Origin of the sequence: Streptomyces sp. cg40, assembly GCF_050320165.1 — a bacterium.
GTDB classification, from domain to species: domain Bacteria; phylum Actinomycetota; class Actinomycetes; order Streptomycetales; family Streptomycetaceae; genus Streptomyces; species Streptomyces hokutonensis.
The window spans coordinates 1,454,026-1,473,560 of sequence record NZ_CP190128.1; the positions used below are offsets into that span (position 1 = coordinate 1,454,026).

18 protein-coding genes and 1 pseudogene are annotated in these 19,535 nt (G+C 70.9%); 4 read left to right on the forward strand and 15 right to left on the reverse strand.

The window, feature by feature from the left end:
• Positions 1-21 precede the first annotated feature (21 nt).
• Positions 22-1,509: an APC family permease gene (locus tag ACQHII_RS06430; RefSeq protein WP_427918310.1), complete on the forward strand. Its 1,488-nt coding sequence runs from the start codon at positions 22-24 to the stop codon at positions 1,507-1,509.
• A gap of 166 nt (positions 1,510-1,675) precedes the next feature.
• Here the strand turns inward: ACQHII_RS06430 and ACQHII_RS06435 are convergent.
• A pseudogene (locus ACQHII_RS06435) lies at positions 1,676-2,755 on the reverse strand (IS110 family transposase); the annotation flags it as partial.
• A gap of 58 nt (positions 2,756-2,813) precedes the next feature.
• Between ACQHII_RS06435 and ACQHII_RS06440 the strand changes: the two are divergent.
• Complete coding sequence (locus ACQHII_RS06440) at positions 2,814-3,104, forward strand: hypothetical protein (RefSeq protein ID WP_427918311.1); 291 nt, start codon at positions 2,814-2,816, stop codon at positions 3,102-3,104.
• Positions 3,105-3,121: 17 nt separating this feature from the next.
• On the opposite strand, the gene dmpG is transcribed toward ACQHII_RS06440, so the two are convergent.
• Genes dmpG through ACQHII_RS06465 form a run of 5 tightly spaced genes read right to left on the reverse strand, consistent with a single transcriptional unit; the run spans position 3,122 to position 7,921 of the window.
• Complete coding sequence (dmpG, locus tag ACQHII_RS06445) at positions 3,122-4,165, reverse strand: 4-hydroxy-2-oxovalerate aldolase (RefSeq protein WP_427918312.1); 1,044 nt, start codon at positions 4,163-4,165, stop codon at positions 3,122-3,124.
• Positions 4,162-5,130, reverse strand: coding sequence for an acetaldehyde dehydrogenase (acetylating) (locus ACQHII_RS06450; protein ID WP_427918313.1), 969 nt, complete (start codon positions 5,128-5,130; stop codon positions 4,162-4,164). Before ACQHII_RS06450 ends, dmpG begins: the two co-directional genes overlap by 4 nt.
• Positions 5,127-5,963, reverse strand: a complete 837-nt coding sequence (locus ACQHII_RS06455; protein ID WP_427918314.1) for a 2-keto-4-pentenoate hydratase — start codon at positions 5,961-5,963, stop codon at positions 5,127-5,129. Before ACQHII_RS06455 ends, ACQHII_RS06450 begins: the two co-directional genes overlap by 4 nt.
• Positions 5,964-5,971: 8 nt before the next feature.
• Complete coding sequence (locus tag ACQHII_RS06460; RefSeq protein WP_427918315.1) at positions 5,972-6,910, reverse strand: 3-carboxyethylcatechol 2,3-dioxygenase; 939 nt, start codon at positions 6,908-6,910, stop codon at positions 5,972-5,974.
• 9 nt (positions 6,911-6,919) lie between these two features.
• Positions 6,920-7,921 carry a zinc-binding dehydrogenase gene (locus ACQHII_RS06465; RefSeq protein WP_427918316.1) on the reverse strand — a complete coding sequence of 334 codons (1,002 nt, stop codon included), beginning with the start codon at positions 7,919-7,921 and terminating at the stop codon, positions 6,920-6,922.
• Positions 7,922-8,043: 122 nt separating this feature from the next.
• Here ACQHII_RS06465 and ACQHII_RS06470 point away from each other — a divergent pair, with 122 nt between their 5' ends.
• Positions 8,044-9,741, forward strand: coding sequence for a sigma-54-dependent Fis family transcriptional regulator (locus ACQHII_RS06470; RefSeq protein ID WP_427918317.1), 1,698 nt, complete (start codon positions 8,044-8,046; stop codon positions 9,739-9,741).
• A gap of 13 nt (positions 9,742-9,754) precedes the next feature.
• Here ACQHII_RS06470 and ACQHII_RS06475 read toward each other — a convergent pair whose 3' ends face one another.
• The 8 genes from ACQHII_RS06475 to ACQHII_RS06510 all read right to left on the reverse strand — a co-directional run bounded on the left by ACQHII_RS06475 (position 9,755) and on the right by ACQHII_RS06510 (position 17,212).
• Entirely contained in the window at positions 9,755-10,219 is a 465-nt protein-coding gene (locus tag ACQHII_RS06475; RefSeq protein WP_427918318.1) for a GNAT family N-acetyltransferase, read from the reverse strand.
• An 8-nt stretch (positions 10,220-10,227) separates the two neighbouring features.
• The gene (locus tag ACQHII_RS06480; RefSeq protein ID WP_427918319.1) at positions 10,228-11,814 is read right to left on the reverse strand and encodes an acyl-CoA synthetase; all 1,587 of its coding nucleotides are present in this window, start codon (positions 11,812-11,814) and stop codon (positions 10,228-10,230) included.
• Between the two features lie 60 nt (positions 11,815-11,874).
• Positions 11,875-12,717 carry a 3-(cis-5,6-dihydroxycyclohexa-1,3-dien-1-yl)propanoate dehydrogenase gene (gene hcaB, locus ACQHII_RS06485; protein ID WP_427918320.1) on the reverse strand — a complete coding sequence of 281 codons (843 nt, stop codon included), beginning with the start codon at positions 12,715-12,717 and terminating at the stop codon, positions 11,875-11,877.
• Positions 12,717-13,568, reverse strand: a complete 852-nt coding sequence (locus ACQHII_RS06490; protein ID WP_427918321.1) for an alpha/beta fold hydrolase — start codon at positions 13,566-13,568, stop codon at positions 12,717-12,719. Before ACQHII_RS06490 ends, hcaB begins: the two co-directional genes overlap by 1 nt.
• Before the next feature lie 41 nt (positions 13,569-13,609).
• Positions 13,610-14,194 carry a 3-phenylpropionate/cinnamic acid dioxygenase subunit beta gene (locus ACQHII_RS06495; RefSeq protein WP_427918322.1) on the reverse strand — a complete coding sequence of 195 codons (585 nt, stop codon included), beginning with the start codon at positions 14,192-14,194 and terminating at the stop codon, positions 13,610-13,612.
• Positions 14,195-14,301: 107 nt separating this feature from the next.
• On the reverse strand, positions 14,302-15,522 hold the full coding sequence (locus ACQHII_RS06500; protein ID WP_427918323.1) for an NAD(P)/FAD-dependent oxidoreductase: 1,221 nt from the start codon (positions 15,520-15,522) through the stop codon (positions 14,302-14,304).
• Positions 15,519-15,866, reverse strand: a complete 348-nt coding sequence (locus tag ACQHII_RS06505; RefSeq protein WP_427918324.1) for a bifunctional 3-phenylpropionate/cinnamic acid dioxygenase ferredoxin subunit — start codon at positions 15,864-15,866, stop codon at positions 15,519-15,521. The genes ACQHII_RS06500 and ACQHII_RS06505 overlap by 4 nt, the downstream gene beginning before the upstream one ends.
• Positions 15,863-17,212: an aromatic ring-hydroxylating dioxygenase subunit alpha gene (locus ACQHII_RS06510; RefSeq protein ID WP_427918325.1), complete on the reverse strand. Its 1,350-nt coding sequence runs from the start codon at positions 17,210-17,212 to the stop codon at positions 15,863-15,865. The genes ACQHII_RS06505 and ACQHII_RS06510 overlap by 4 nt, the downstream gene beginning before the upstream one ends.
• 262 nt (positions 17,213-17,474) lie before the next feature.
• On the opposite strand from ACQHII_RS06510, the gene ACQHII_RS06515 reads away from it, so the two are divergent.
• Positions 17,475-18,359 carry an IclR family transcriptional regulator gene (locus tag ACQHII_RS06515; protein ID WP_427918326.1) on the forward strand — a complete coding sequence of 295 codons (885 nt, stop codon included), beginning with the start codon at positions 17,475-17,477 and terminating at the stop codon, positions 18,357-18,359.
• Positions 18,360-18,551: 192 nt separating this feature from the next.
• On the opposite strand, the gene ACQHII_RS06520 is transcribed toward ACQHII_RS06515, so the two are convergent.
• Positions 18,552-19,490 carry a zinc-binding dehydrogenase gene (locus tag ACQHII_RS06520; protein ID WP_427918327.1) on the reverse strand — a complete coding sequence of 313 codons (939 nt, stop codon included), beginning with the start codon at positions 19,488-19,490 and terminating at the stop codon, positions 18,552-18,554.
• Positions 19,491-19,535 lie beyond the last annotated feature (45 nt).

A 19,535-nucleotide genomic window follows, 5' to 3' on the forward strand; every position in this document is an offset into this window, starting at 1 on the left:
CTCACAGGACAAGGTCATGACATGAGCGACGAAACCGCTTTCAAGCCGACAGAGCCGACGGCTGCAGTCTCCGGGGCTGGCACCCTCGACGGTGTGAGCCCCCAACTCCAAGGGCGCATGGGTGTCATGGAGGTCGCCTTCACCGTCCTGGCCTTCGCGGCTCCCCTGGCCAGCGTTGTGGGCGTGATACCGCTGGTCATCGGCTCCGCCGGCGCGGGAGCACCACTCGCCTTCGTCGCGGCGACCCTGGTGCTGGTGGTCTTCTCCGTCGGATACACCACGATGAGCCGCTATGTCCCCAACCCCGGCGCGTTCTACGCCTACATCACCGCCGGTCTGGGCCGTGTGGTCGGGATGGCCGCGAGTCTCCTCGCTGTCCTCGGGTATTTCATGATCGGTGTGGGCGCCTCCCTCTTCTTCGGGACCGTCGCCAACGACATGGTCGTCGACTCGCTCGGCGGCCCGTCGTCGCCCTGGTGGTCATACTCGCTGACTCTCGTCGTGGTCGTCGGGATCTTCGGATACTTCCGGATCGACGTGTCCGCCAAAGTGCTGTCGCTGGCGATGGTGCTGGAGATCGTGGTGATCCTGATCTTCGACCTGGCTGTCGCCCTCCGAGGGGGGCCGCAGGGGCGCTCGCTCACCCCGTTCGCCTTTGGCTCCTTCAGGTCAGGAGCCGTGGGGGTCGCCCTGCTCTTCGCCGTGACCACCTTCATAGGCTTCGAGGCCACGGCGGTCTTCCGTGAGGAGACCAGGGATCCACGGCGAACGATCCCTCGGGCGACCTATCTGGCTGTGCTCTCCATGGGTGTCTTCTACATCGTCGTCACGTGGCTGCTCGTGGTCGCCTACGGCACGGCGCATGCCACGCAGGCGGCTACGACCAACCCACCGGGCATGTTCTCGGACGCCATGGGGCGGTTCGTAGGAACGTGGGCACGGGATGTGATCTCGGTGCTGGTGGTGACCTCTGTGTTCGCAGGGGTGCTTTCGTGCCAGAACATCATCGCCCGGTACGGGTATTCCTTGGGTACCGACCGGGCGTTGCCCTCGCCCCTCAGCAGGGTGCACCCGCGTCACGGATCGCCCTACATAAGTTCCGTCTTGGTGAGCAGCGTCTTCGTCGTCTCTGTACTCGCGTTCACCGGAAGCGACCCGGCGACGGCGTACGCCTGGCTGACCGGTGCCGGCGGTTTCCCCATTCTCGTGCTCATGTTCCTGACCAGCCTGGCCGTTCTCGTGTTCTTCCACCGATCGCGCGGGAAGGTCGACGACGCGACGCGCTGGCACACCGTGATCGCTCCCGCACTGGCCACAGCGGCCCTGGGTGCGGCGCTCTACCTGGCCTTCACCAATTTCGTCCTCCTGACCGGAGGTAGCCGCGGGACGGCAGTCGCCTTGCAGGTGATCGTCTGGGGGGTCTTCCTCGCCGGGCTCGTCCTCGCCCTGGTGTTCCGGTCACGGCGTCCGGACGTGTATGCACGGATCGGCCGACAACCGATCACCTGATCTGGCTCGCAGGTGCGCACGGGGTGCCGCTCTTGCGGGACTTGCGGTCGTTCGCGCAGCCACTTCAGCACCGCTCAGGTCGGCGATCAGCTGCGATGCCGCCTCTACTGCACATCACATCGCCCGACCAGGAACGCTGCACGACAGTGATTCCCAATGCGGTTTGTCAAGCCGCGAGAGCGGTGGGCGGCGTGGGTTCGTAGCACCGTCGGTCGCGCAACAGGGCCCAGAGGACGTTGACTCGGCGGCGGGCGAGGGCGAGCACCGCCTGGGTGTGGCGCTTGCCCTCGGCTCGCTTGCGATCGTAGAACCGGCGGGATTCCTCGCAGTTTCGGATGCTGAACAGCGCGGAGATGTAGAGGACGCGCTGGAGTCGGCGGTTGTATCGCTGGGGACGTCCGAGATTTCCGCTGATCTTGCCGGAGTCGCGAGGCACTGGCGCCACGCCGCCGAAGCCGGCGAGGCGGTCGGCGGTGCCGAAGACGGTCATGTCGCCGCCGGTGGCGGCCAGGAACTCGGCTCCGAGGATGACAATCAGGCCGGGCATGCTGGTGATTACGTCGAAGGTGTGGTGCTCGCGAAACCGAGCTTCGATGGCCTTGTCGAGCTCGGCGATCTGCCGGGTGCGGCTGATCATCTCTGTCGCCGGCGTGCGTACCAGTTCGGCGGTCAGCTTCTCGCCGGGCAGGCTGGTGTGCTGGCGTTCGGCGGCCGGCGGGGCAGTCCCGGCGAGCTGGTTGGCACGGAGGACCTTGCGGTTGCGGAGTCAGGTGGCCAGGCGTTTCACGCCGAGCCGGCGAAGGGCGGCCGGGGTCTGGTAGCCCGTCGGCAACGTGAGGGGGCCGGTGTTGGTCAGATCCAACGCCCGTTCCAGGCCGGGGAAGATGCCTGTGAGGTGAGCGCGGAGGCGGTTGACGGTGCGGGTGCGGTCGCCGACCAGGTCCATGCGGCGGCCAGTGCGGAGCTTGAGGTCGGTGATCGTGTCGTCACTGGTGCGTACGGGGTGCAGGTCGCGTCGGACGCGGACCTGGTCGGCGATGACGGCGGCGTCCTTGGCATCGGTCTTGCCTTCACCGCGATAGCTCTCGGAGGTGCGGTGGATGGCCCGGCCGGAGAGGTAGTGCACCGGCTGGTCGTGATTGAGGAGGAGCGCGATGGTCAGGGCGGCTCCACCGTCGGCCTGGTCGATGCCCCAGGCCGCCTCATCGCCCAGAGCCAGGACGTCGGCGAGGAGTTCGAGCAGTTCACCGACGGGAGTTGGCTGCTCGGCGGGTGCCTCGCGCTACGGCACGACGCTCGGCACCGTGCTGATCTGGGCCGAAGCCACTGAATCCGACTACCTTCTCTGTCCCCTTCTCAGCGCTCCGCGCACGGCCGGGATCGATCCGAGGAGCCTCATCGACAAGCTCTCCCGGACCCTCACCCCGGATCATCGGAAAGGCGCGCGTCTGGAACTCCTCCACCGCATCGCCGACTACGCCAGCACTCTCGGCATGCAGTGCGACAAACGGCACGGCACCACCGCGAACGAGATTGTGCGTAGGGGCGGCAGCCTGGGCCGCGTGGCAGAGGCCGCCGCCGCGCCCACCCCTTGACCGGATCGCGCGAGTGCTCAGCTCACGGTGGCGGTTGCCCGCCCCGCCATCAGGTCGAGAGCGATGTCCACGATCATGTCCTCCTGGCCTCCGACCAGCCCGCGGCGCCCCACCTCCAGCAACAAGGCTCGCGCATCGACGCCGTAGCGTGCCGAGGCGGTTTCGGCGTGGCGGAGGAAGGAGGAGTAGACGCCCGCGTAGCCGAGGGTCAGGGTTTCGCGGTCGACCTGTACGGGGCGGTCGCGCAGGGGGCGGACCAGGTCGTCGGCGGCGTCCTGGAGGGCGAGCAGGTCGCAACCGTGCTTCCAGGCCTGGAGGTTGGCCACCGCGATGAAGGCCTCGATGGGGCAGTTGCCGGCGCCCGCGCCCTGGCCGGCGAGGGACGCGTCGACGCGGGTGACGCCCTCTTCCACCGCTACGACGCTGTTGGCGACCGAGAGGGAGAGGTTCTCGTGGGCGTGGACGCCGATCTCGGTCGACTCGTCGAGGACGTCGCGGTAGGCGCGGACGCGTTCGCGCATGTCGTCCATGGTCAGGCGGCCGCCGGAGTCGGTGACGTACACGCAGTGGGCGCCGTAGGACTCCATGAGCTTGGCCTGGGCGGCGAGTTCGGTGGCCGGGGCCATGTGGCTCATCATCAGGAAGCCGGAGACGTCCATGCCCAACTCTCGCGCCTTGGCGATGTGTTGGGCGGAGATGTCGGCCTCGGTGCAGTGGGTGGCGACGCGTACCGAGCGGACGCCGAGGGCGTGGGCGCGTTCGAGTTCGGCGATGGTGCCGATGCCGGGGAGGAGGAGGGTGGTGAGCACCGAGTTGGTGGTGTTCTCGGCCGCCGCCTCGATCCACTGCCAGTCGGTGTGGCTGCCGGGGCCGTAGTTGAGCGAGCCGCCTGCCAGGCCGTCGCCGTGGGCGACCTCGATGGCGTCGACGCCGGCCGCGTCGAGGGCGGCGACGATCCGGCCCACGTCGGCGGGGTCGATGCGGTGGCGGATGGCGTGCATTCCGTCCCGCAGGGTGACGTCCTGGATGTACAGCTTGCGGTCGACGTGGGTCGTCGTCATCGGGTGGCCTCCGCGGGTACGGCGTTGCGCCGGGCGATCGACTCGGCGACCCGGAGGGCGGCCGAGGTCATGATGTCGAGGTTGCCGGCGTAGGCGGGCAAGTAGTGGGCGGCGCCCTCTACTTCGAGGAACACCGAGACCCGGGTGGTCACCGGGCCCGCGCCGCCGTCCGGGAGCAGGGTGTGCACCGGCTCGGAGTCGTCCACGGGGGTGAACTGCACCTCCTGCTTGAGCCGGTATCCCGGCACGTACGTGGCCACCTGCTCGGCCATGGCCGCGACCGACTCCCGTACCGCGTCGTGGTCGGCGTCACCGATGAGGGCGAACACGGTGTCACGCATGATCAGCGGGGGTTCGGCCGGGTTGAGGACGATGATCGCCTTGCCGCGGGCCGCACCGCCGACCGCCTCGATGGCGTGGGAGGTGGTCTCGGTGAACTCGTCGATGTTGGCCCGGGTGCCCGGACCCGCCGACTTGGAGGCGATCGAAGCGACGATCTCCGCGTAGTGGACCGGGGTCACCGCCGAGATGGCCGCGACCATGGGGATCGTGGCCTGACCGCCGCACGTGACCATGTTGAGGTTGTCGGCGCCCGCGTCGAGGTGCTGGTCGAGGTTGACCGGCGGGACGACGAACGGGCCGATGGCGGCAGGCGTGAGGTCGATCAACTTCTTTCCGTACGGCGCCAGTTGGTGGGCGTTGGCGAGGTGCGCCTTGGCCGACGTGGCGTCGAAGACGATCTCGATGTCGTCGAAGTCCGACATCGCGATCAGGCCGTCGACACCCTCGTGGGTGGTGGGGACCTTCAGGCGGGCGGCCCTCGCCAAACCGTCGGACGCCGGGTCGATGCCGACCATGGCACCGACCTCAAGGGTGTCCGACAGGCGGAGAATCTTGATCATCAGGTCGGTGCCGATGTTGCCGGACCCGATGATGGCCACCTTCGTCTTCGCCGTCTTCGTCATGCGTCGCTCTTTTCCGGGTCTGAGAAGGCTGCCTTTTCGGAGAACGCGGCCGTGACCTCGCCGAGCGGGCCGATCTCGGCGCGGATCGTCGTGCCGGGCGGCGCCGGGACCATCGGTCCGAGGGCGCCGGACAGCACGACCTGGCCGGCGCGGAGCGGCTCGCCGTACGCCCGTGCCGTGCGGGCCAGCCAGGCGAGCGCGTTGAGCGGGTCGCCGAGGCAGGCGGCGCCAACGCCCTCGGAGACGAGGACGCCGTCGGCGTACAGGTGCATGGGGGTGTCGCGCGGCTCGAACTCGTCGAGGGTGAGGCGGCGTTCGGCGAGGACGAACAGTCCGCTGGAGGCGTTGTCGGCGACCGTGTCGGTGATGGTGATGTCCCAGTCGGCGATGCGGCTGTCGACGATCTCCAGGGCGGCGACCGCGTATGCCACGGCCTCCCGCACCTGCGGCAGGTCCAGGTCGCCGTCGGCGAGGTCCTGGCCGAGGACGAAGGCGATCTCGGCCTCCGCCTTGGGCTGGAGCAGGCATTGGGAGGGGACCTCGGGCAGCGCCGAGACGTCCATGCCGGCGAAGAGCACCCCGAAGTCGGGCTGGTCCACGCCGAGTTGGGCCTGTACGGCGGGAGCGGTCAGGCCGATCTTGCGGCCCACGACCACCGCGCCGTCCGCCAGTCGGCGGCGGGTGAGTTCCCGCTGCACCGCGTAGGCGGTCTCAATGTCGTGGGTGCCGAGCAGATCTCGTATGGGGGCGACCGGCCGGCCTTGCTCCTGCGCCTCGGTCAGTCGTGCGGCGGCCAGAGCGATCGCCCGACCGGCTTCTGCTGTGTGTCCCATGGCCGTCGTCACCGTCCCCGCGCCGTCGTCACCGCGAACCCGGCGATCCACGCGGGGATCGCCTCGTAGAAACGGGACGTCATCTCGTACGGCCCGGTGGCCGCCAGGGAGGCGTACGCGGCGATCCAGGTGCGGACCTCGTGGGCGGAGCCGCCGCCCTCCTTCGCCATGGCCTCAACGGTCCAGGAGTCGAACTCCGTCAGCTCGCCGTGGGCGAGGTGGTCGAGGAGGCGATTGTCCCAGGTGGGGTTGATCGGGACCATTGCGGTGGACCCGGCGACGTAGTCACGGCCCGCCTGAACCACGCGCAGTTCGCCCTTGGCACGCTGTTCGGGGGTCGGGGGCAGGCCCTCGATGAGGGCGTCGGCCACGCGGGGCGGTGCGCCGTCGAGCACCGGGACGGGCGGGTCGTGGGAGAGGCCTCCCGAGGCGAGGAAGAGGACCCGCTTGTCCAGTTCCGCGGCCGCCTCGCCGATCGCCGTGCCCAGGGCCCTGATCCTGGCGACCGGGCCGAGCGGTGTGGCCACGCCGTTGACGAAGACGGGGACCACCGGCACCCGGTCGATGCCGCCGAACAGCACCTCCAGCGGCTGGGCGAAGCCGTGGTCGACGGTCATCCGGGCCGAGATGGTGAGGTCGACGCCGCGGTCCAGCACGCCCTGGGCGAGGGACTTCGCGGCGGCGGTGTCGACCGAGAGCGGTCCGGACCGGGTACCGAAGTCGCCGACCGCGTGTGCCTCGGTGGCCAGGCAGAACGGCGGCATCTCCTTGTAGAAGAAGCCGTTGTAGTGGTCCGGCGCGTACAGCACGACCAGTTCGGGGTCGAAGTCGCGGATGAAGGCCTTGGCGGTGCCGACGGCCGCCTCGACACGGGCGAGGACTTCGGGTTCGGGGTCGTTCTTGCCGATGAGGGGCGAGTGGGACAGCCCGACGGCTGCTGCGGTCATGGGCATTCCTTACAACTCGGGCTGATGGGACTGCTGTTGGGCAGGCGGATGGACGACGAGCTTTCCGGTCAGCCCGCCGTCGATCATGAGCTGGAAGCCCTTGTGGATGTCCGCGAGCGGCAGCGTCCGGTCGATCACCGGGCGGACTCCGGTGGCCTCCATCATCCGGAGCATCGCGACCAGTTCGGCGCGGGTGCAGCCGGTGGAGCCGAGGATGCGCTGCTGGAGGTAGAAGACCCGGCCGAGGTCGGCGGGCGGGTTGGTGCCGCTGGTGGCTCCGGCGATCACGACGGTTCCGCCGGGACGGAGTGACTTCAGGGAGTGCGACCAGGTCGCCTCGCCGACCGTCTCGATGACGACGTCGACCCGTTCGGGCAGCCGTTCGCCGCTGGCTACGGCGGCGCGGGCACCCCAGGCCTCGGCCTCGGCGCGCTTGGACTCACTGCGGCTGGTGGCGTACACGACCGCGCCCGCCGCCACCGCGAGGCGGATCGCGGCGGAGGCGACCCCGCCGCCCGCGCCCTGCACCAGCACCCGGTCCCCGGCGGTGATCCCGGCCTGGGTGAACAGCATCCGGTACGCGGTGGTCCAGGCGACGGGCAGACAGGCGGCCTCGTCGAACGACAGCCAGGCGGGCTTGGGGACCAGGTTGCGGGTCGGGACGGTGAGGTACTCCGCGAAGGCTCCGTCGTGCTGCTCGGAGAGCAGGGCGCGGTTCGGGTCGAGGGTCTCGTCGCCTCGGCCGGCGTCCGGGTCGCCGAGGACCGGGTGGACGATGACCTCGTTGCCGTCCTCGTCGTACCCGGCCGCGTCGCAGCCGAGGATGATCGGCAGGCGCTCCGGCGGGTGCCCGACACCGCGCAGGGTCCACAGGTCGTGCATGTTCAGCGAGGAGGCCACGACCCGGACCCGCGACCAGCCGGGGCGCGGCTGCGGTTCCGGGACGTCGCGGAGCACCAGGCCGGACAGCGGGTCCTCGGCGCTCTGGGATTCGGCGATTGCAGCAAGCATGGAGCCACAGTCGCCCGGCACCGGCGTCGCGCCCCAGCGCGTGTGCCACGGTGCAGCACGCCTGCCTGGTGGGCGGGGTACCGGCGGAGCACCATGCTGCCGGTATGAGAGTGAGGTAGTCGATGGTGCAGCCGACGACGACGGCCACGAACTCCTTTCCCGATCCGGCTCCCGCAGCCGACAGGGCCGTACGGCCGGAGATCGCCCTGTCCTGGCACCGCTCCGCGATGAGCGGCCTCACCACGTCGACGCCGGACATCCCCGTGCACCCGGACGCGGCGGACCGGCGCAGCCGACTCGTCGTCGCGGCCGAACCCGTACTCGCCGAGCTCGCCGACCAGCTCGGTGACATGGCGGCTTTCTGCGTCCTCCTCGCCGACCGGGACGCACGGATCGTGAACGTCCCCGTCGGAGCCGGGTCCCTGCGCAGGCGGCTCGAAGGCCTGGGCGGGATCCCGGGCGGGCTGTTCCTGGAGGAGACGACGGGCACGAACGCCATCGCCACGGCACACGAACTACGGCGGGGCTTCGCCGTGCACGGCGAGGAGCACTATGTGGAGCCGTTCAAACAGCTGAGCTGCTACGGCCAGCCCGTCATCCACCCGGTGACCCACCGCCTCGAAGGCGTCCTCGACATCACCTGCCTGGCCCGTGACGACTCCCCGCTCCTCGGCCCCTTCATCGCCCGGGCGGCCCGGGACATCGAGGAGAACCTGCTGCGCACGGCCCGCCGTACCGAGCAGCGGATGCTGTCCGCGTTCCAGGCGACGGCCCGGCGGAACCGGCCGGTGCTGGTGATCGGCGAGGGCGTGGTGCTGGCGAACCCCGCGGCCACCGAACTCCTCGACCCGGTCGACCACGTGCGGTTGCGCGAACTGGCGAGCGATCTGGAACGCCGGGTCGGCGGATCTCGTGAGCCGTGCCCCGTCCGCTCGGTGGAGCTGTCGTCGGGACGGATCGTGTCCGTCCGCGTCCGGCTTGTCTCCCCCGGTTCGGACGGCGTGCTGTTCGAGTTCCCGGACCAGGATCAGGAGGAACGGGCCATCGTGCCCCGGCAAGTCCTTCGGCCGTCCGTACCCGTGCGAGGGACGCCCGCGTACGTCGGTGGCCCGCCCGGCACCGGGCGCTCGACGACGGCCCGCTCACTCGCCGGGGCCTGCCCGGCCGAGATCGTGACCCTCGACGCGTCGGACGTGGCCGCCCAGGGGGAGGAAGCATGGCTGTCCGCGCTGGAGCGGGCGGCCACGGGCGGGGCGCGCGTGCTGGTGGTCGAGGACATCCACTTGTTGCCCGAAGCCTGTTGCGTTCGCCTGCGGCGGCTCTTGGACGGGTACGACCCGTGGATCATCCTGACGGGAGCTCCGGTCACCGAACTCACGGGACACCACGCCGTGCTCGTCTCGGGCTGCCCCCACCGGACCGACCTGCCGCCTCTACGGAACCGATCCGCTGAACTGCCCCAGCTGATACGGGAGTTGCTGCACAGCATGGACGCCGCCGACCGGCTGCACTTCACGCCCGCCGCGCTCGGCGTACTGGCCGGCCACCCGTGGCCCGGCAACCTCCGGGAGCTGCACACGGTCGTACGGACGGTCGTCGACAGCCGCTCGGCCGGCGACGTCACGCCGCACGACCTGCCCGCGGACTACCGGACCAGTACCCGCCTGCGGGTCATGACGCCGCTGGAGCGGGCGGAGCACGACGCGATCGTCGCCGCTCTGCGCGAGTGCCGGGGCAACAAGGTGCACGCCGCGAAGCGGCTGGGCATCAGCCGTACGACGCTGTACAGCCGTATCCGCACCCTTCGCATCACCGCGTGACCGCGGAGCGGGGTCAGTGGGGCATGTCGTCCAGGGCCGTGGACAGACCGGCGACCTCGGGTCGCTCGGCCGCGAACAGCACCACGCTGCCACCGGGCAGATCCGCCTCGGTGACCTGCCGGAAGCCGCCTGCCTCCAGGACCGCCCGCGCGACCGCGTCGTCCTCGTCCGGGGCCGCGACCAGACGGCGGCAGCGCGGGTCGGCGGCGAAGAGCGCCGGGACGAGGGCGCCCAACAGCCGGGCGACCGGGGCGCCTTCCGGCGGGACGACGCTCAGGATGAGGTCGTGGGCCCCGAACGGGTAGCAGGCCCGCACCGGATCGCGCAGGACCCGCCGCAGGCGCAACAGGATCGGCGGGCCACCATCGGCGTCGATGGCGGTGCAGGCGACAGCAGGACCGTCGGTGAGCGCGCGCAGCACCCATCCGTCCCCCAACTCCGGGACGGGCGGCGCCGGTACCTGATCGACTACGGCCATGGCGGCGCTCACGCGGTCCCGGTGCTCTGCTCGACCTCGGCCTCGACCAGACGCCGCAGCTGGACCTTGGCGAGCTTGCCGCTGGCGTTGCGCGGCAGGTGCTCGACGAGCACGACCCGGGTGGGCAGCTTGTAGCGGGCGAGGTGCCGGCCGGTGAACTCGCGGACCTCCTCCACACTGAGCGTGGCACCGGGTTCGCAGGTGAGCAAGGCGAGCACGGTCTCGCCCCACTTGGGGTCGGGCACGCCGATCACCGCCGCCTCCACCACATCCGGGTGCTCGATGAGAACGCGCTCCACCTCGGCCGGATAGACGTTCTCACCACCGCTGATGATCATGTCCTTCAGCCGGTCGACGATGTAGTAGAAACCGTCCTTGTCCCGGTGCGCGATGTCGCCCGTGTGGAACCAGCCGGCGTCGTCGAAGGCGGCACCGGTCGCCTCGGGGTTGTTCCAGTAGCCGGGGGTGACGTTGGGCCCCCGGACGCAGATCTCACCGCGGGTCTCGGCTTCGTGGATCTTCGCACCGGTACCGGGGTGGGTCAGACAGATCTCGGTGTACGGCATCGGCGCCCCGGCCGATCCGGCCTTCTCCTCGGTCAGCGCGGCCGGGAGGTAGGTGGCGAAGGGCGAGGTCTCGGTCAGCCCCCAGGCCTGCTGGAGCAGGACGCCCTGAGCGGCGTAGTCTCTGATCAGCTGGGGTGGGACAGGTGCGCCCGCGACGATCGGGGCGCGCAGGGCGCTCAGGTCGGCGTCGGCGAAGCCGGGCACCCGGGCGAGCGCGGAGAACATGGCGGGGACCGCGAAGAGCGAGTTGACGCGGTGCTGGACCAGGTCCTCCAGGCACTGCGCCGGGTCGAACCCGCGGCGCAGGACCACGGTTCCGCCGCGCAGCAGGGCGCGCAGGGTGAGGGCGTTGAGGCCGCCGATGTGGAAGAGCGGGGCGACGGCGAGGTTCACGTCGTAGGGCCGGGTGTCGACGACGCTGTCCACGTTGGTGGCGTTCCACCAGAGGTTGCCGTGGGTGAGCGTGACGCCCTTGGGCCGGCCGGTGGTGCCGGAGGTGTACATCAGGACCGCGAGGTCGTCGTCGTGGGCGGGGACGGGGTCCCGTCGCGTCCCGCCGCGGACGAGCAGTTCGGACAGGGGGGTCCATACGGCGGCGGGTGCGGTCGCGGCGGGGCAGGCCGGGTCGGTGTCGATCAACACGTGGCGGCGGGTGGGCAGTTCGGTGAGGATCGACTCGGCCAGCTCACGGTGGCCCTCCTCGACGACAAGGGTGTGGGCGCCGCAGTCGGTCAGGATGTGCCGTACCTCGTCGGCGGCGAGGCGGAAGTTGACGGGCACGAAGACCGCGCCCAGGTGGGCCGCCGCGAACAGGGTCTCGAAGAAGGCGAGGCTGTTGAAGCCCAGGTAGGCGATGCGGTCGCCGCGGCGCAGACCGTGCTCGGCCAGCCCGGCGGCGAGCGCGGCCACCGTACGGCCGAGCCGCGCGGAGGAGACCTCGCGGCCCTCGTAGATCACGGCCGTGGTGGTCGGGGCGTACTGGGCTCTGCGGTACACCGCGGCTGCGGGGCTGATGTCGACGGCGGCCATGGCGTCGGCTCCTTCGATGGCTGTCGGACGAGGCGGGTGAACAGGGGCGAGGGGCTGGGGTCAGAGGGCGGTGCCGCCGGCGGGGTTGCGGAAGCCCCGTACGGCGATACCACCGTCGGCGGGGATCACCGCGCCGGTGACGGTGCCGCTGTTCGCACGGGAGGCGAGCAGGACGTACGGGCCGGTGAAGTCCTCCGGCTCGACGCTGGAGTCGTAGAGCGGGATGAGCGGGGGCTGCTCGGTGCCGGACGCCTCGTTCTTGGCGAAGGACGCGGCCAGGGTGCGGTTCTGCAGGCCCAGGCTCTGGGGGCCGCGCAGCTGGGTGCGCATGCCGCCGACGGCGACGCCGTTGACGCGGACCTTGGGCGCCAGCTCGTAGGCGAACTGGCGGAGCAGGCCCAGGCACGCGTGCTTGCTGGCGGTGTAGAGGGAGCCGCCGCCGTCGGTGTGGAAGGAGGCGTTGGACAGGGTCATCACGATGCTCCCCCGGGTGGCGACCAGCTCGCGCCAGGCCGCCTCCACGGCCAGGACGTACCCCTTGACGTTGATGCCGAAGAGTTCGTCGAAGGCCTCGGACAGCTCCTTGCCGGTGAGCCGGGTGACGCTGCGGTGATAGTCCCAGATACCGGCGTTGGGGACCAGGATGTCCAGTTTGCCGAATTCCGCGACCGTGGCTTCTACGGCCCGGTGCAGGTCGTCGGGGCTGCGTACGTCGCCGGTGAGGGGCAGCACGCGGTCGCCCAGCTCGCCGGCGGCCTCGACCACCTCCGCCAGCTGCGCCGCGGTGCGGCCGAGTACGGCGACACGCGCGCCCTCGGCGAGGTAGCGCAGGGCGACCGCACGGCCGATGCCGGAACCGCCGCCGGTGATCAGGGCGACGTCGCCCTCCAGCCAGCCCGCCATCACCGGGCTCCGAGGAAGTCGGTGACCAGGCGCTCGAACTCGGCCTGCCGCTCCAGCTGAACCCAGTGGCCGCATCCGCCGAAGACGTGCAATTGGACGTCGCGGATCTGCTTGAGCATGAGCTGGGCCCCGTCGAGGGTGATGGTGCGGTCGTCGCGGCCCCAGAGCAGCAGCGTCGGCGCCTTGATCCTGTGGACGCGCTGCCACAGCGGATCCATGCCGTGCCGCTTGGCGAAGGCCGCGTTGTAGGAGTGGTAGAAGGCGATGTGGGACTCGTCCAGGGAGGCCTCGTAGCGGGCCTGGACGGTGTCCTCCCAACGCTTGGGCTCGGCGGTCATGACGCGGATGAAGTCCCGCATCTTCTTCACGGTGGGGCCTTCGCCGCCGTAGTAGCGGAACATCGCCTTCTGACCCTCGGTGGGGGTCGGTCCGAAGGGCAGCCAGCCGCCGCCCGGCGCCATCAGCACCAGCTTCTCGACCCGCTCGGGGACTTCGAGCGCGGTGGCGATGGCCGCGGCACCGCCGAGGCTGTTGCCGAGCAGGTGGAAGCGGTCGATACCGAGGGCGTCCAGGGTCTGGAGCAGCGCGTCGACCGTGATCTGGGTGATGCTGCGGGCGTCGAGGTCCGCCTCGGTGGGGCGGTAACTGCCGCCGAAGCCCGGCTGGTCCGGGAGGACTACGCGGAAGTGCGGGGTGAGGGCGGCCAGGTTCTGGTGGTAGTTGGCCACCGCGCTGGCGCCGGGGCCGCCGCCGTGCAGCATCACCAGCACCGGGCCCTCGCCGGCTTCGCTCACGGCGATGGGGCCCAACGAGGTCTGCACGGTGTGCTCGACGAGCTTCGGCTCTTCCATCTCTTCAGTCCTCACGAGCGGGCTCCGGTCGGTCATGGTCATCACAGGAAGGTGCTGATGTTCTTGGCCAGCAGGACGTTCTGGTCCAGCAGGATCGTGCGGCGGGCGATCAGCAGGCCGCCGTCCTCGGTGCGGCGCAGGACGTCGGTGCGCCCGCCGGCGTAGAGGTCGACCTCGCGTTCCAGGCGGTTGCGGTAGCAGAGGAAGGCCGACTCGGCGATGTACTCGCCGGGTTCGTCGCCCGGCGCGACCATGACGTTGGTGATCAGGTGCCGGGTGCGGGAGGGCGGGTCCTCGGCCCACGCCATGCCGGAGTCGAAGCGGCGGATGCGCCAGGCCAGGCTGGCCTTGTTCTCGTCGAAGATCGCCACCTCGCCCGGTGAGCCGTCCGCCAGGGCCTGCTGCCGGCGGAGCCGGTTGGTCCGCACCGGTGCCCAGTAGTGCAGGTCCTCGGCGAACAGCTCCAGCCAGTCGGCGTAGCGGTGCTGGTCGAGCAGGTGTGCCTCGACCGTGTAGAGGCGCTGTACCTCGAAGTGGAGCCGGATGTCGTCGTCGAGCGTTCCGTCGCCGTCGGGTGTGCGGGGCGGGGTCGCGGCGACTTTCGCCTCCGGGGGATGAATGCTCATCGGTGGGTCCTCCTGCGGGCCGCGCCCGGTGCTGTCATTGCAGCGCGGTGAGGGTGGTTCGGGGAGCGCGTGTGCCAACGGGCGGCACACGCGCCGGTCAGAGCTGGTCAGCGTTTGAGAAGCGTGCGCAAGTCGGCGCTCTCGTCGGCGAGTTGAGCGGGGTCGGCCGTGACGCCGCGGTCGACGAGCCGGCGGGCGGCCTTGATGTCGCGAGCGCGGTCGATGGCGGCCGCCGCGACCACCTCGTCGCCGCGCAGACCGAAGACGGCGAAGGAGCCGTCGTCCGGTGTGCCCCGCAGGACGGTGCGCTCGGCGTCGGCCATGGTCCCGACCGCTTCGAGCCGCGAGCCGTGCCGGTCCGACCAGAACCAGGTGGCCCCCGGCTCCGGGGCCAGGCGGCCGAGGATGCCGTGGGCGGCGGCCTCGCCGTCGTGCTGGGCGGCCTCCCAGTGCTCGTGCCGGACGCGGTGACCGTCCAGGCGGGCCACGTCGCCGACGGCGAAGACGTTGGGGTGGGAGGTGCGCTGACCGGGCCGGACGACGATGCCGTTGTCCACGTGCAGGCCGGCGGCCTCGGCGAGTGCGGTGGCCGGGCGGATGCCGATACCGGCGACCACGGTGTCGGCGGCCACCGGGGCGCCGTACCCGTTCAGGTGCACGAGGACGCCGAGGCCGCCGGGCCGGTGTTCCACCCGCTCCACCCCCGCGGTGATCACCTCGATGCCCTCGGCGGAGTGCCGTCGGTGCAGCGCGCCCGCGATGTCGTCGCCGACCACGGCGGCCAGCGGCACCGGCACGGGGTCGATCAGGGTGACCCGGCAGCCCAACGCGCGGGCCACGGCCGCGGTCTCGGCACCGATCAGTCCGGCACCCACCACGGCCACCCGGGCACCGGGCAACAGCCGTTCCCTCAAACGCTCGGCGTCCTCCCAGGTGCGCAGCAGGTGTACGGCCGGGTCGTCGCCGCCGGGTACTGGCAGCGCACGCGGGATGCCTCCGGTCGCCAGGACGATCCGGTCGGCCGCGACCGTCCGGCCGTCGGCCAGCTCAAGCCCGCCCTCGTGCGGACGGATGGCCTGTACGGCCGCGCCCTCACGCAGGTCGACACGTGCCGCCTCGTACCAACTCTCGGGCCGCAGCAGGATGTCGGAGCGCCGGGCCTTGCCGAGCAACACGTCCTTGCTGAGCGGCGGACGGTCGTACGGCAGCCCGTGCTCGGCGGAGCACACGACGAGCTCTCCGTCGTATCCCTGGGCGCGCAGGGCGTCGCAGGCGGAGACGGCGGCCAGGCCCGCGCCGACGACGGCGATGCGCCGGAGGGAGGTCATGCTCCGGCCTCCTGACCGGGGTGCAACCACACGCCGCCGTCGCGGACTTCGACGCGGTGGGTGCGGATCGCGACCGTGGCCGGCATGCACTGCGGCTGGCCGGACTTGAGGCAGAAGCGGGCGCTGTGCAGCGGGCACTCGACCTCGCCGTCCTCGATCCAGCCCTCGGAGAGGGAGGCCTGGCCGTGGGAGCAGGTGTCGTCGAGGGCGTAGTAGGCGCCGCCGTCGTGGAAGACGGCGATGGTGTCGCCGTGGCCGGTGGTCTCGGCGGGGACCTGGAGCGCTTCGCCGTCTTCGATGTCGCCCACCTCGGCGACGCGGATACCGGTGCTGGTCGTGCTCATCGGGAGTCCTTCTCAGTGGCATTCTCGCCGGCCTTCTCGTGCCAGGCGGGCGTGTTCATCAGGTCGCGCCAGCGGGTGTAGAAGCCGCGGGCGGCGCCGTCGCTGTAGAGGCGGCCGGTGGTGCCGGGATGGATGCCGTCCTCGGCCTGAATGCCGAGCCCCATCTGGTAGTTGAGGGTCATGGAGCCGGCCACGAAGCCGTGGGCGGTGGCCTGGCACTCGCTCCAGTTCTCGCCGTCGTCCTGCTCGAAGATGCCCGTCGGCCCGAACGTCCGCAGGTTGTACAGGCGTTGGGCGTCCTTCACCTCGTCGGGCATGGACTTGTCGACGATGGTCCAGGCCCAGACCTCCATCTTGTCCGGGCCCTTGGGGTGCCAGACGCGGATGGAGCCGTTGACGGGGAGGTAGGAGAAGTTGGGGAAGGCGGTGCCGTGGCCGGTGGTCATCGGTCCCTCGACGCGGGTGTCGCCGAGGCGCTCGCGCAGCGCGTCGTAGTCGTACCAGTCGTGCACGACCCGGTCGTCGAAGCGGCTCTTGGGGTGGGTCGGGAAGCCGTGTCCGTGGCCGAGAGGGTCGGTGTACTGGCGGCCGGGTGTCTGCACGACGTCGGCCTTCGGTCCCTTGCCGGTCGGCGACATCACCATCAGCGCGGAGGCGTGCGAGATGTTGACGTGGTACCAGTCGGAGGCGAACTGCTCTGCGGCCAGCTTCCAGTTGCCCTCAAGTACCCACTTGTGTACGCCGCCCACGACCTCGGTCCCCTCCGGGTCGCGGTCGAGCATGGCGTCCAGGTACCAGGTCAGACCGCCCAACGCCTCGGTGAGCGGCGGGGCTTCGGGGTTCCAGGTCGCGAAGACGAGCCCCTTGTACGTGTCGAGCTGGGCGACCTCGATCAGTCCCCACCGGTCCTGCTCGAAGTGGTCCGGGTAGTCCTCGCCGTTGGGTACGTTGACCAGCTTGCCGGACATGTCGTACGACCAGCCGTGGTAGCTGCAGGTGAACGCCTTCGTGGCGCCCGCGTCGGCCCGGCAGACCCGCATGCCCCGGTGGCGGCAGGCGTTGAGGAACGCGCGCAGTTTCCGGTCCCGGCCCAGGGCGACGATGACCGGGTCCTCGCCCATGTACGTGGTGAAGAAGTCGCCGGGCTTGCTGAACTGGCTCTCGTGCGCGAGGAACAGCCAGCTCGGCGCGAAGACGCGGCGCAGCTCCTGCCGGTAGAGGGCGGGGTCACTGAAGATGGTCCGGTCGATCAGGCCGTGGTCCAGATCGAAGTGCGCGCCGACGTCGGCCGACGGCTCACCGACGCGGGCCAGGCGGTCGGCCGGGCGGACGGGTGCGGATGTCATCGCTGGGCCTCCGGGACGTCGTAGCACTGCATGCCCCCTAGGAGACGTGGCCGCCCGACGATCGGCCCAGGCCGCGTGCCGTGATGTGGCACGCGGCGGCACGAGGTCCGGGGCGGCGGGCCGGAGGCCGGGGCCTGCCGCGGAAGGGGACCGCGCCGGTGATGCCTGGCACAGCCACACGTCGTTTACAACACCGAAACTGTCACCTATGGTGGACGTGCGTCCATTTCAATGGCCGCCCCGAAGCATCCCGGAGCCCGCCATGCCAGTTCACCCGCCGCTCGCCGCCCTCACTGAGCCCGCCCCCACCGAGTCCGTCGTGGCCGAGTCCGCCGCCGACGGGGAGACGGCCGCCGCGCCGGAACGGCAGACGGCGGTGGACAAGGCGCTGATCCTGCTCAAGTCGCTCGCGGAGTACGACCACGAGATCGGCGTGAGCGAGCTGGCCCGGCACGCGCGGCTCACGAAGTCGACCGCCTTCCGGCTGCTCGGCATCCTCCAGCGCAACGACCTCGTCGAACGGGTCGGCAGCGACTACCGCCTGGGCTCCCAGCTCTTCGACATCGGCACCCGCGTCTACGGCCCCACGCCCCTCCTCTTGCAGGACCGGCTGCTGCCGTACCTCACGGACCTGTACGAGCTGACCCACGAGACCGTCCATCTCGCCGTCCTGCGCGACACCGACGTCGTGTACGTCAACAAGATCCACGGTCACCGTGCGGCCCGCTCCCCCTCCCGGATCGGCGCCCGCATCCCGGCGTACTGCACAGGAGTCGGCAAGGCCCTGCTCGCCTTCGACCACGACGCGGCCGAGTCCGCGATCGAGGCAGGTCTCACGGCCCGTACGGCCTACACCCTCACGGACGCGGACCGCTTCCGGGCCGAACTGCGGCGCATCCGCCAGGACGGCATCGCCCACGACCGCCAGGAGGCGGCCATCGGCCTCACCTGCGTCGCCGTCCCCGTCCTGGGACCCGGCGGACGCCCCGTCGCCGCCCTCTCGGTCGCGGGCGCGGACCAGCGCTTCGACCCGGCCCGCGTGGCACCGGCGCTGCGCCGGGTGGCCTACGAGGCGGGCCGCGCGATCACCGCGGCAGCGGCGCGACAGGCCGCGTCGTCCGGGCTGAGCGCTCTGCAGGCGAGCTGACCACCGGCGTACGGCGGCGGGAAGCGGGCCAGCGGCGCAGCCCGCCGCTTCCGGCGGGCCGACGCCCACCGGGGTCCCAGGGAAGTGCCACCGCTCGCGACCGACACGGTCGCGGCTGATCCAGCGGACCGTACGGCAAACAGCGCTGATGCGCTCGCGGCGCCACTTCCCGCCGTAGCGAACGAGCCGAGGTCAGCCGAATACGGCGACCAGTCGCCCGATGACCTCGCCGCGTTCGAGCCGGCCGATGCCGTCGCCGATCTCCTCGAACGTGATCGGGGTGATGCGCGAGGTGAGCCTGCCCTCGGCGACGAGGTCCAGCACCGCCGCGCAGTCCTCCTTCGTGCCGGCCTGCGAGCCGACGAGTTCGACCTCGTTGAGGGTGAGCGCCTGGAGGTCGATCTCGGCGCGGGCGCGGCCGAGGCCGACCTGGACTATGCGGCCGCCCCGGCGGACGGAGTGGATCGCGCCGTCGGTGGTCGTGCCGAAGCCGGCGAAGTCGATGACCACGTCGAGGTCCTCCCCGGCGAATTCGGTGATGTCGCTCGCGACCTTCGCGGCGCCGAGCGAGCGCGCGAAGTCGTGCACGAGCTCGTTCTTCTCCGCGACGAACAATGTCGCCCCGAGTGCCAGCGCGACCTGGGCGCCGAGCGAACCGAGCCCGCCGAGGCCGATGATCCCGACCCGGGTGCCGGCGGTGACCCTGCCCTGCACCGAGACCGCGTGGTAGGAGGTGAGGCCCGCGTCCGTGGCGGCTGCCGCCTGGTCGAACGGCACCCCGTCGGGCAGCGGTACGACGAGTCGTTCGAGGACCACGACCTCGTCCGCGAAGCCGCCGTTCTTCGATGTGCCCGGTCCTTCGATGGCCGCGGGGATGACGACGTTCTGGCCGACGGTGAACTGGGTGACGCCGGATCCCACGGCGGCGACGACCCCCGCGATCTCGTGGCCGAGGGTGATCGGGCGGAACGGCAGGAGCGACGTCAGCGTGCCGTCGAGGAATCCGACGTCGCTGTGGCAGAGCCCGGCGGCGCGGATGTGCACGACGAGTTCGTCCGCGGCCGGCGTGGGTGTGGGCACCTCGTTGAGGGTGAGGGGTGCTCCGACTTCGGTGAACTGCCATGCGCGCATCGTTGGCTCCTCGTGCGTACGTCTCCCGGCGGGTGACCGGAGTAG

Coding starts and splice junctions, on each gene's coding strand:
- ACQHII_RS06430 (WP_427918310.1), top strand. CDS start 22: ATGAGCGACGAAACCGCTTTCAAGCCGACAGAGCCGACGGCTGCAGTC.
- dmpG (WP_427918312.1), bottom strand. CDS start 4,165: ATGACGACGACCCACGTCGACCGCAAGCTGTACATCCAGGACGTCACC.
- ACQHII_RS06450 (WP_427918313.1), bottom strand. CDS start 5,130: ATGACGAAGACGGCGAAGACGAAGGTGGCCATCATCGGGTCCGGCAAC.
- ACQHII_RS06455 (WP_427918314.1), bottom strand. CDS start 5,963: ATGGGACACACAGCAGAAGCCGGTCGGGCGATCGCTCTGGCCGCCGCA.
- ACQHII_RS06460 (WP_427918315.1), bottom strand. CDS start 6,910: ATGACCGCAGCAGCCGTCGGGCTGTCCCACTCGCCCCTCATCGGCAAG.
- ACQHII_RS06465 (WP_427918316.1), bottom strand. CDS start 7,921: ATGCTTGCTGCAATCGCCGAATCCCAGAGCGCCGAGGACCCGCTGTCC.
- ACQHII_RS06470 (WP_427918317.1), top strand. CDS start 8,044: ATGGTGCAGCCGACGACGACGGCCACGAACTCCTTTCCCGATCCGGCT.
- ACQHII_RS06475 (WP_427918318.1), bottom strand. CDS start 10,219: ATGGCCGTAGTCGATCAGGTACCGGCGCCGCCCGTCCCGGAGTTGGGG.
- ACQHII_RS06480 (WP_427918319.1), bottom strand. CDS start 11,814: ATGGCCGCCGTCGACATCAGCCCCGCAGCCGCGGTGTACCGCAGAGCC.
- hcaB (WP_427918320.1), bottom strand. CDS start 12,717: ATGGCGGGCTGGCTGGAGGGCGACGTCGCCCTGATCACCGGCGGCGGT.
- ACQHII_RS06490 (WP_427918321.1), bottom strand. CDS start 13,568: ATGGAAGAGCCGAAGCTCGTCGAGCACACCGTGCAGACCTCGTTGGGC.
- ACQHII_RS06495 (WP_427918322.1), bottom strand. CDS start 14,194: ATGAGCATTCATCCCCCGGAGGCGAAAGTCGCCGCGACCCCGCCCCGC.
- ACQHII_RS06500 (WP_427918323.1), bottom strand. CDS start 15,522: ATGACCTCCCTCCGGCGCATCGCCGTCGTCGGCGCGGGCCTGGCCGCC.
- ACQHII_RS06505 (WP_427918324.1), bottom strand. CDS start 15,866: ATGAGCACGACCAGCACCGGTATCCGCGTCGCCGAGGTGGGCGACATC.
- ACQHII_RS06510 (WP_427918325.1), bottom strand. CDS start 17,212: ATGACATCCGCACCCGTCCGCCCGGCCGACCGCCTGGCCCGCGTCGGT.
- ACQHII_RS06515 (WP_427918326.1), top strand. CDS start 17,475: ATGCCAGTTCACCCGCCGCTCGCCGCCCTCACTGAGCCCGCCCCCACC.
- ACQHII_RS06520 (WP_427918327.1), bottom strand. CDS start 19,490: ATGCGCGCATGGCAGTTCACCGAAGTCGGAGCACCCCTCACCCTCAAC.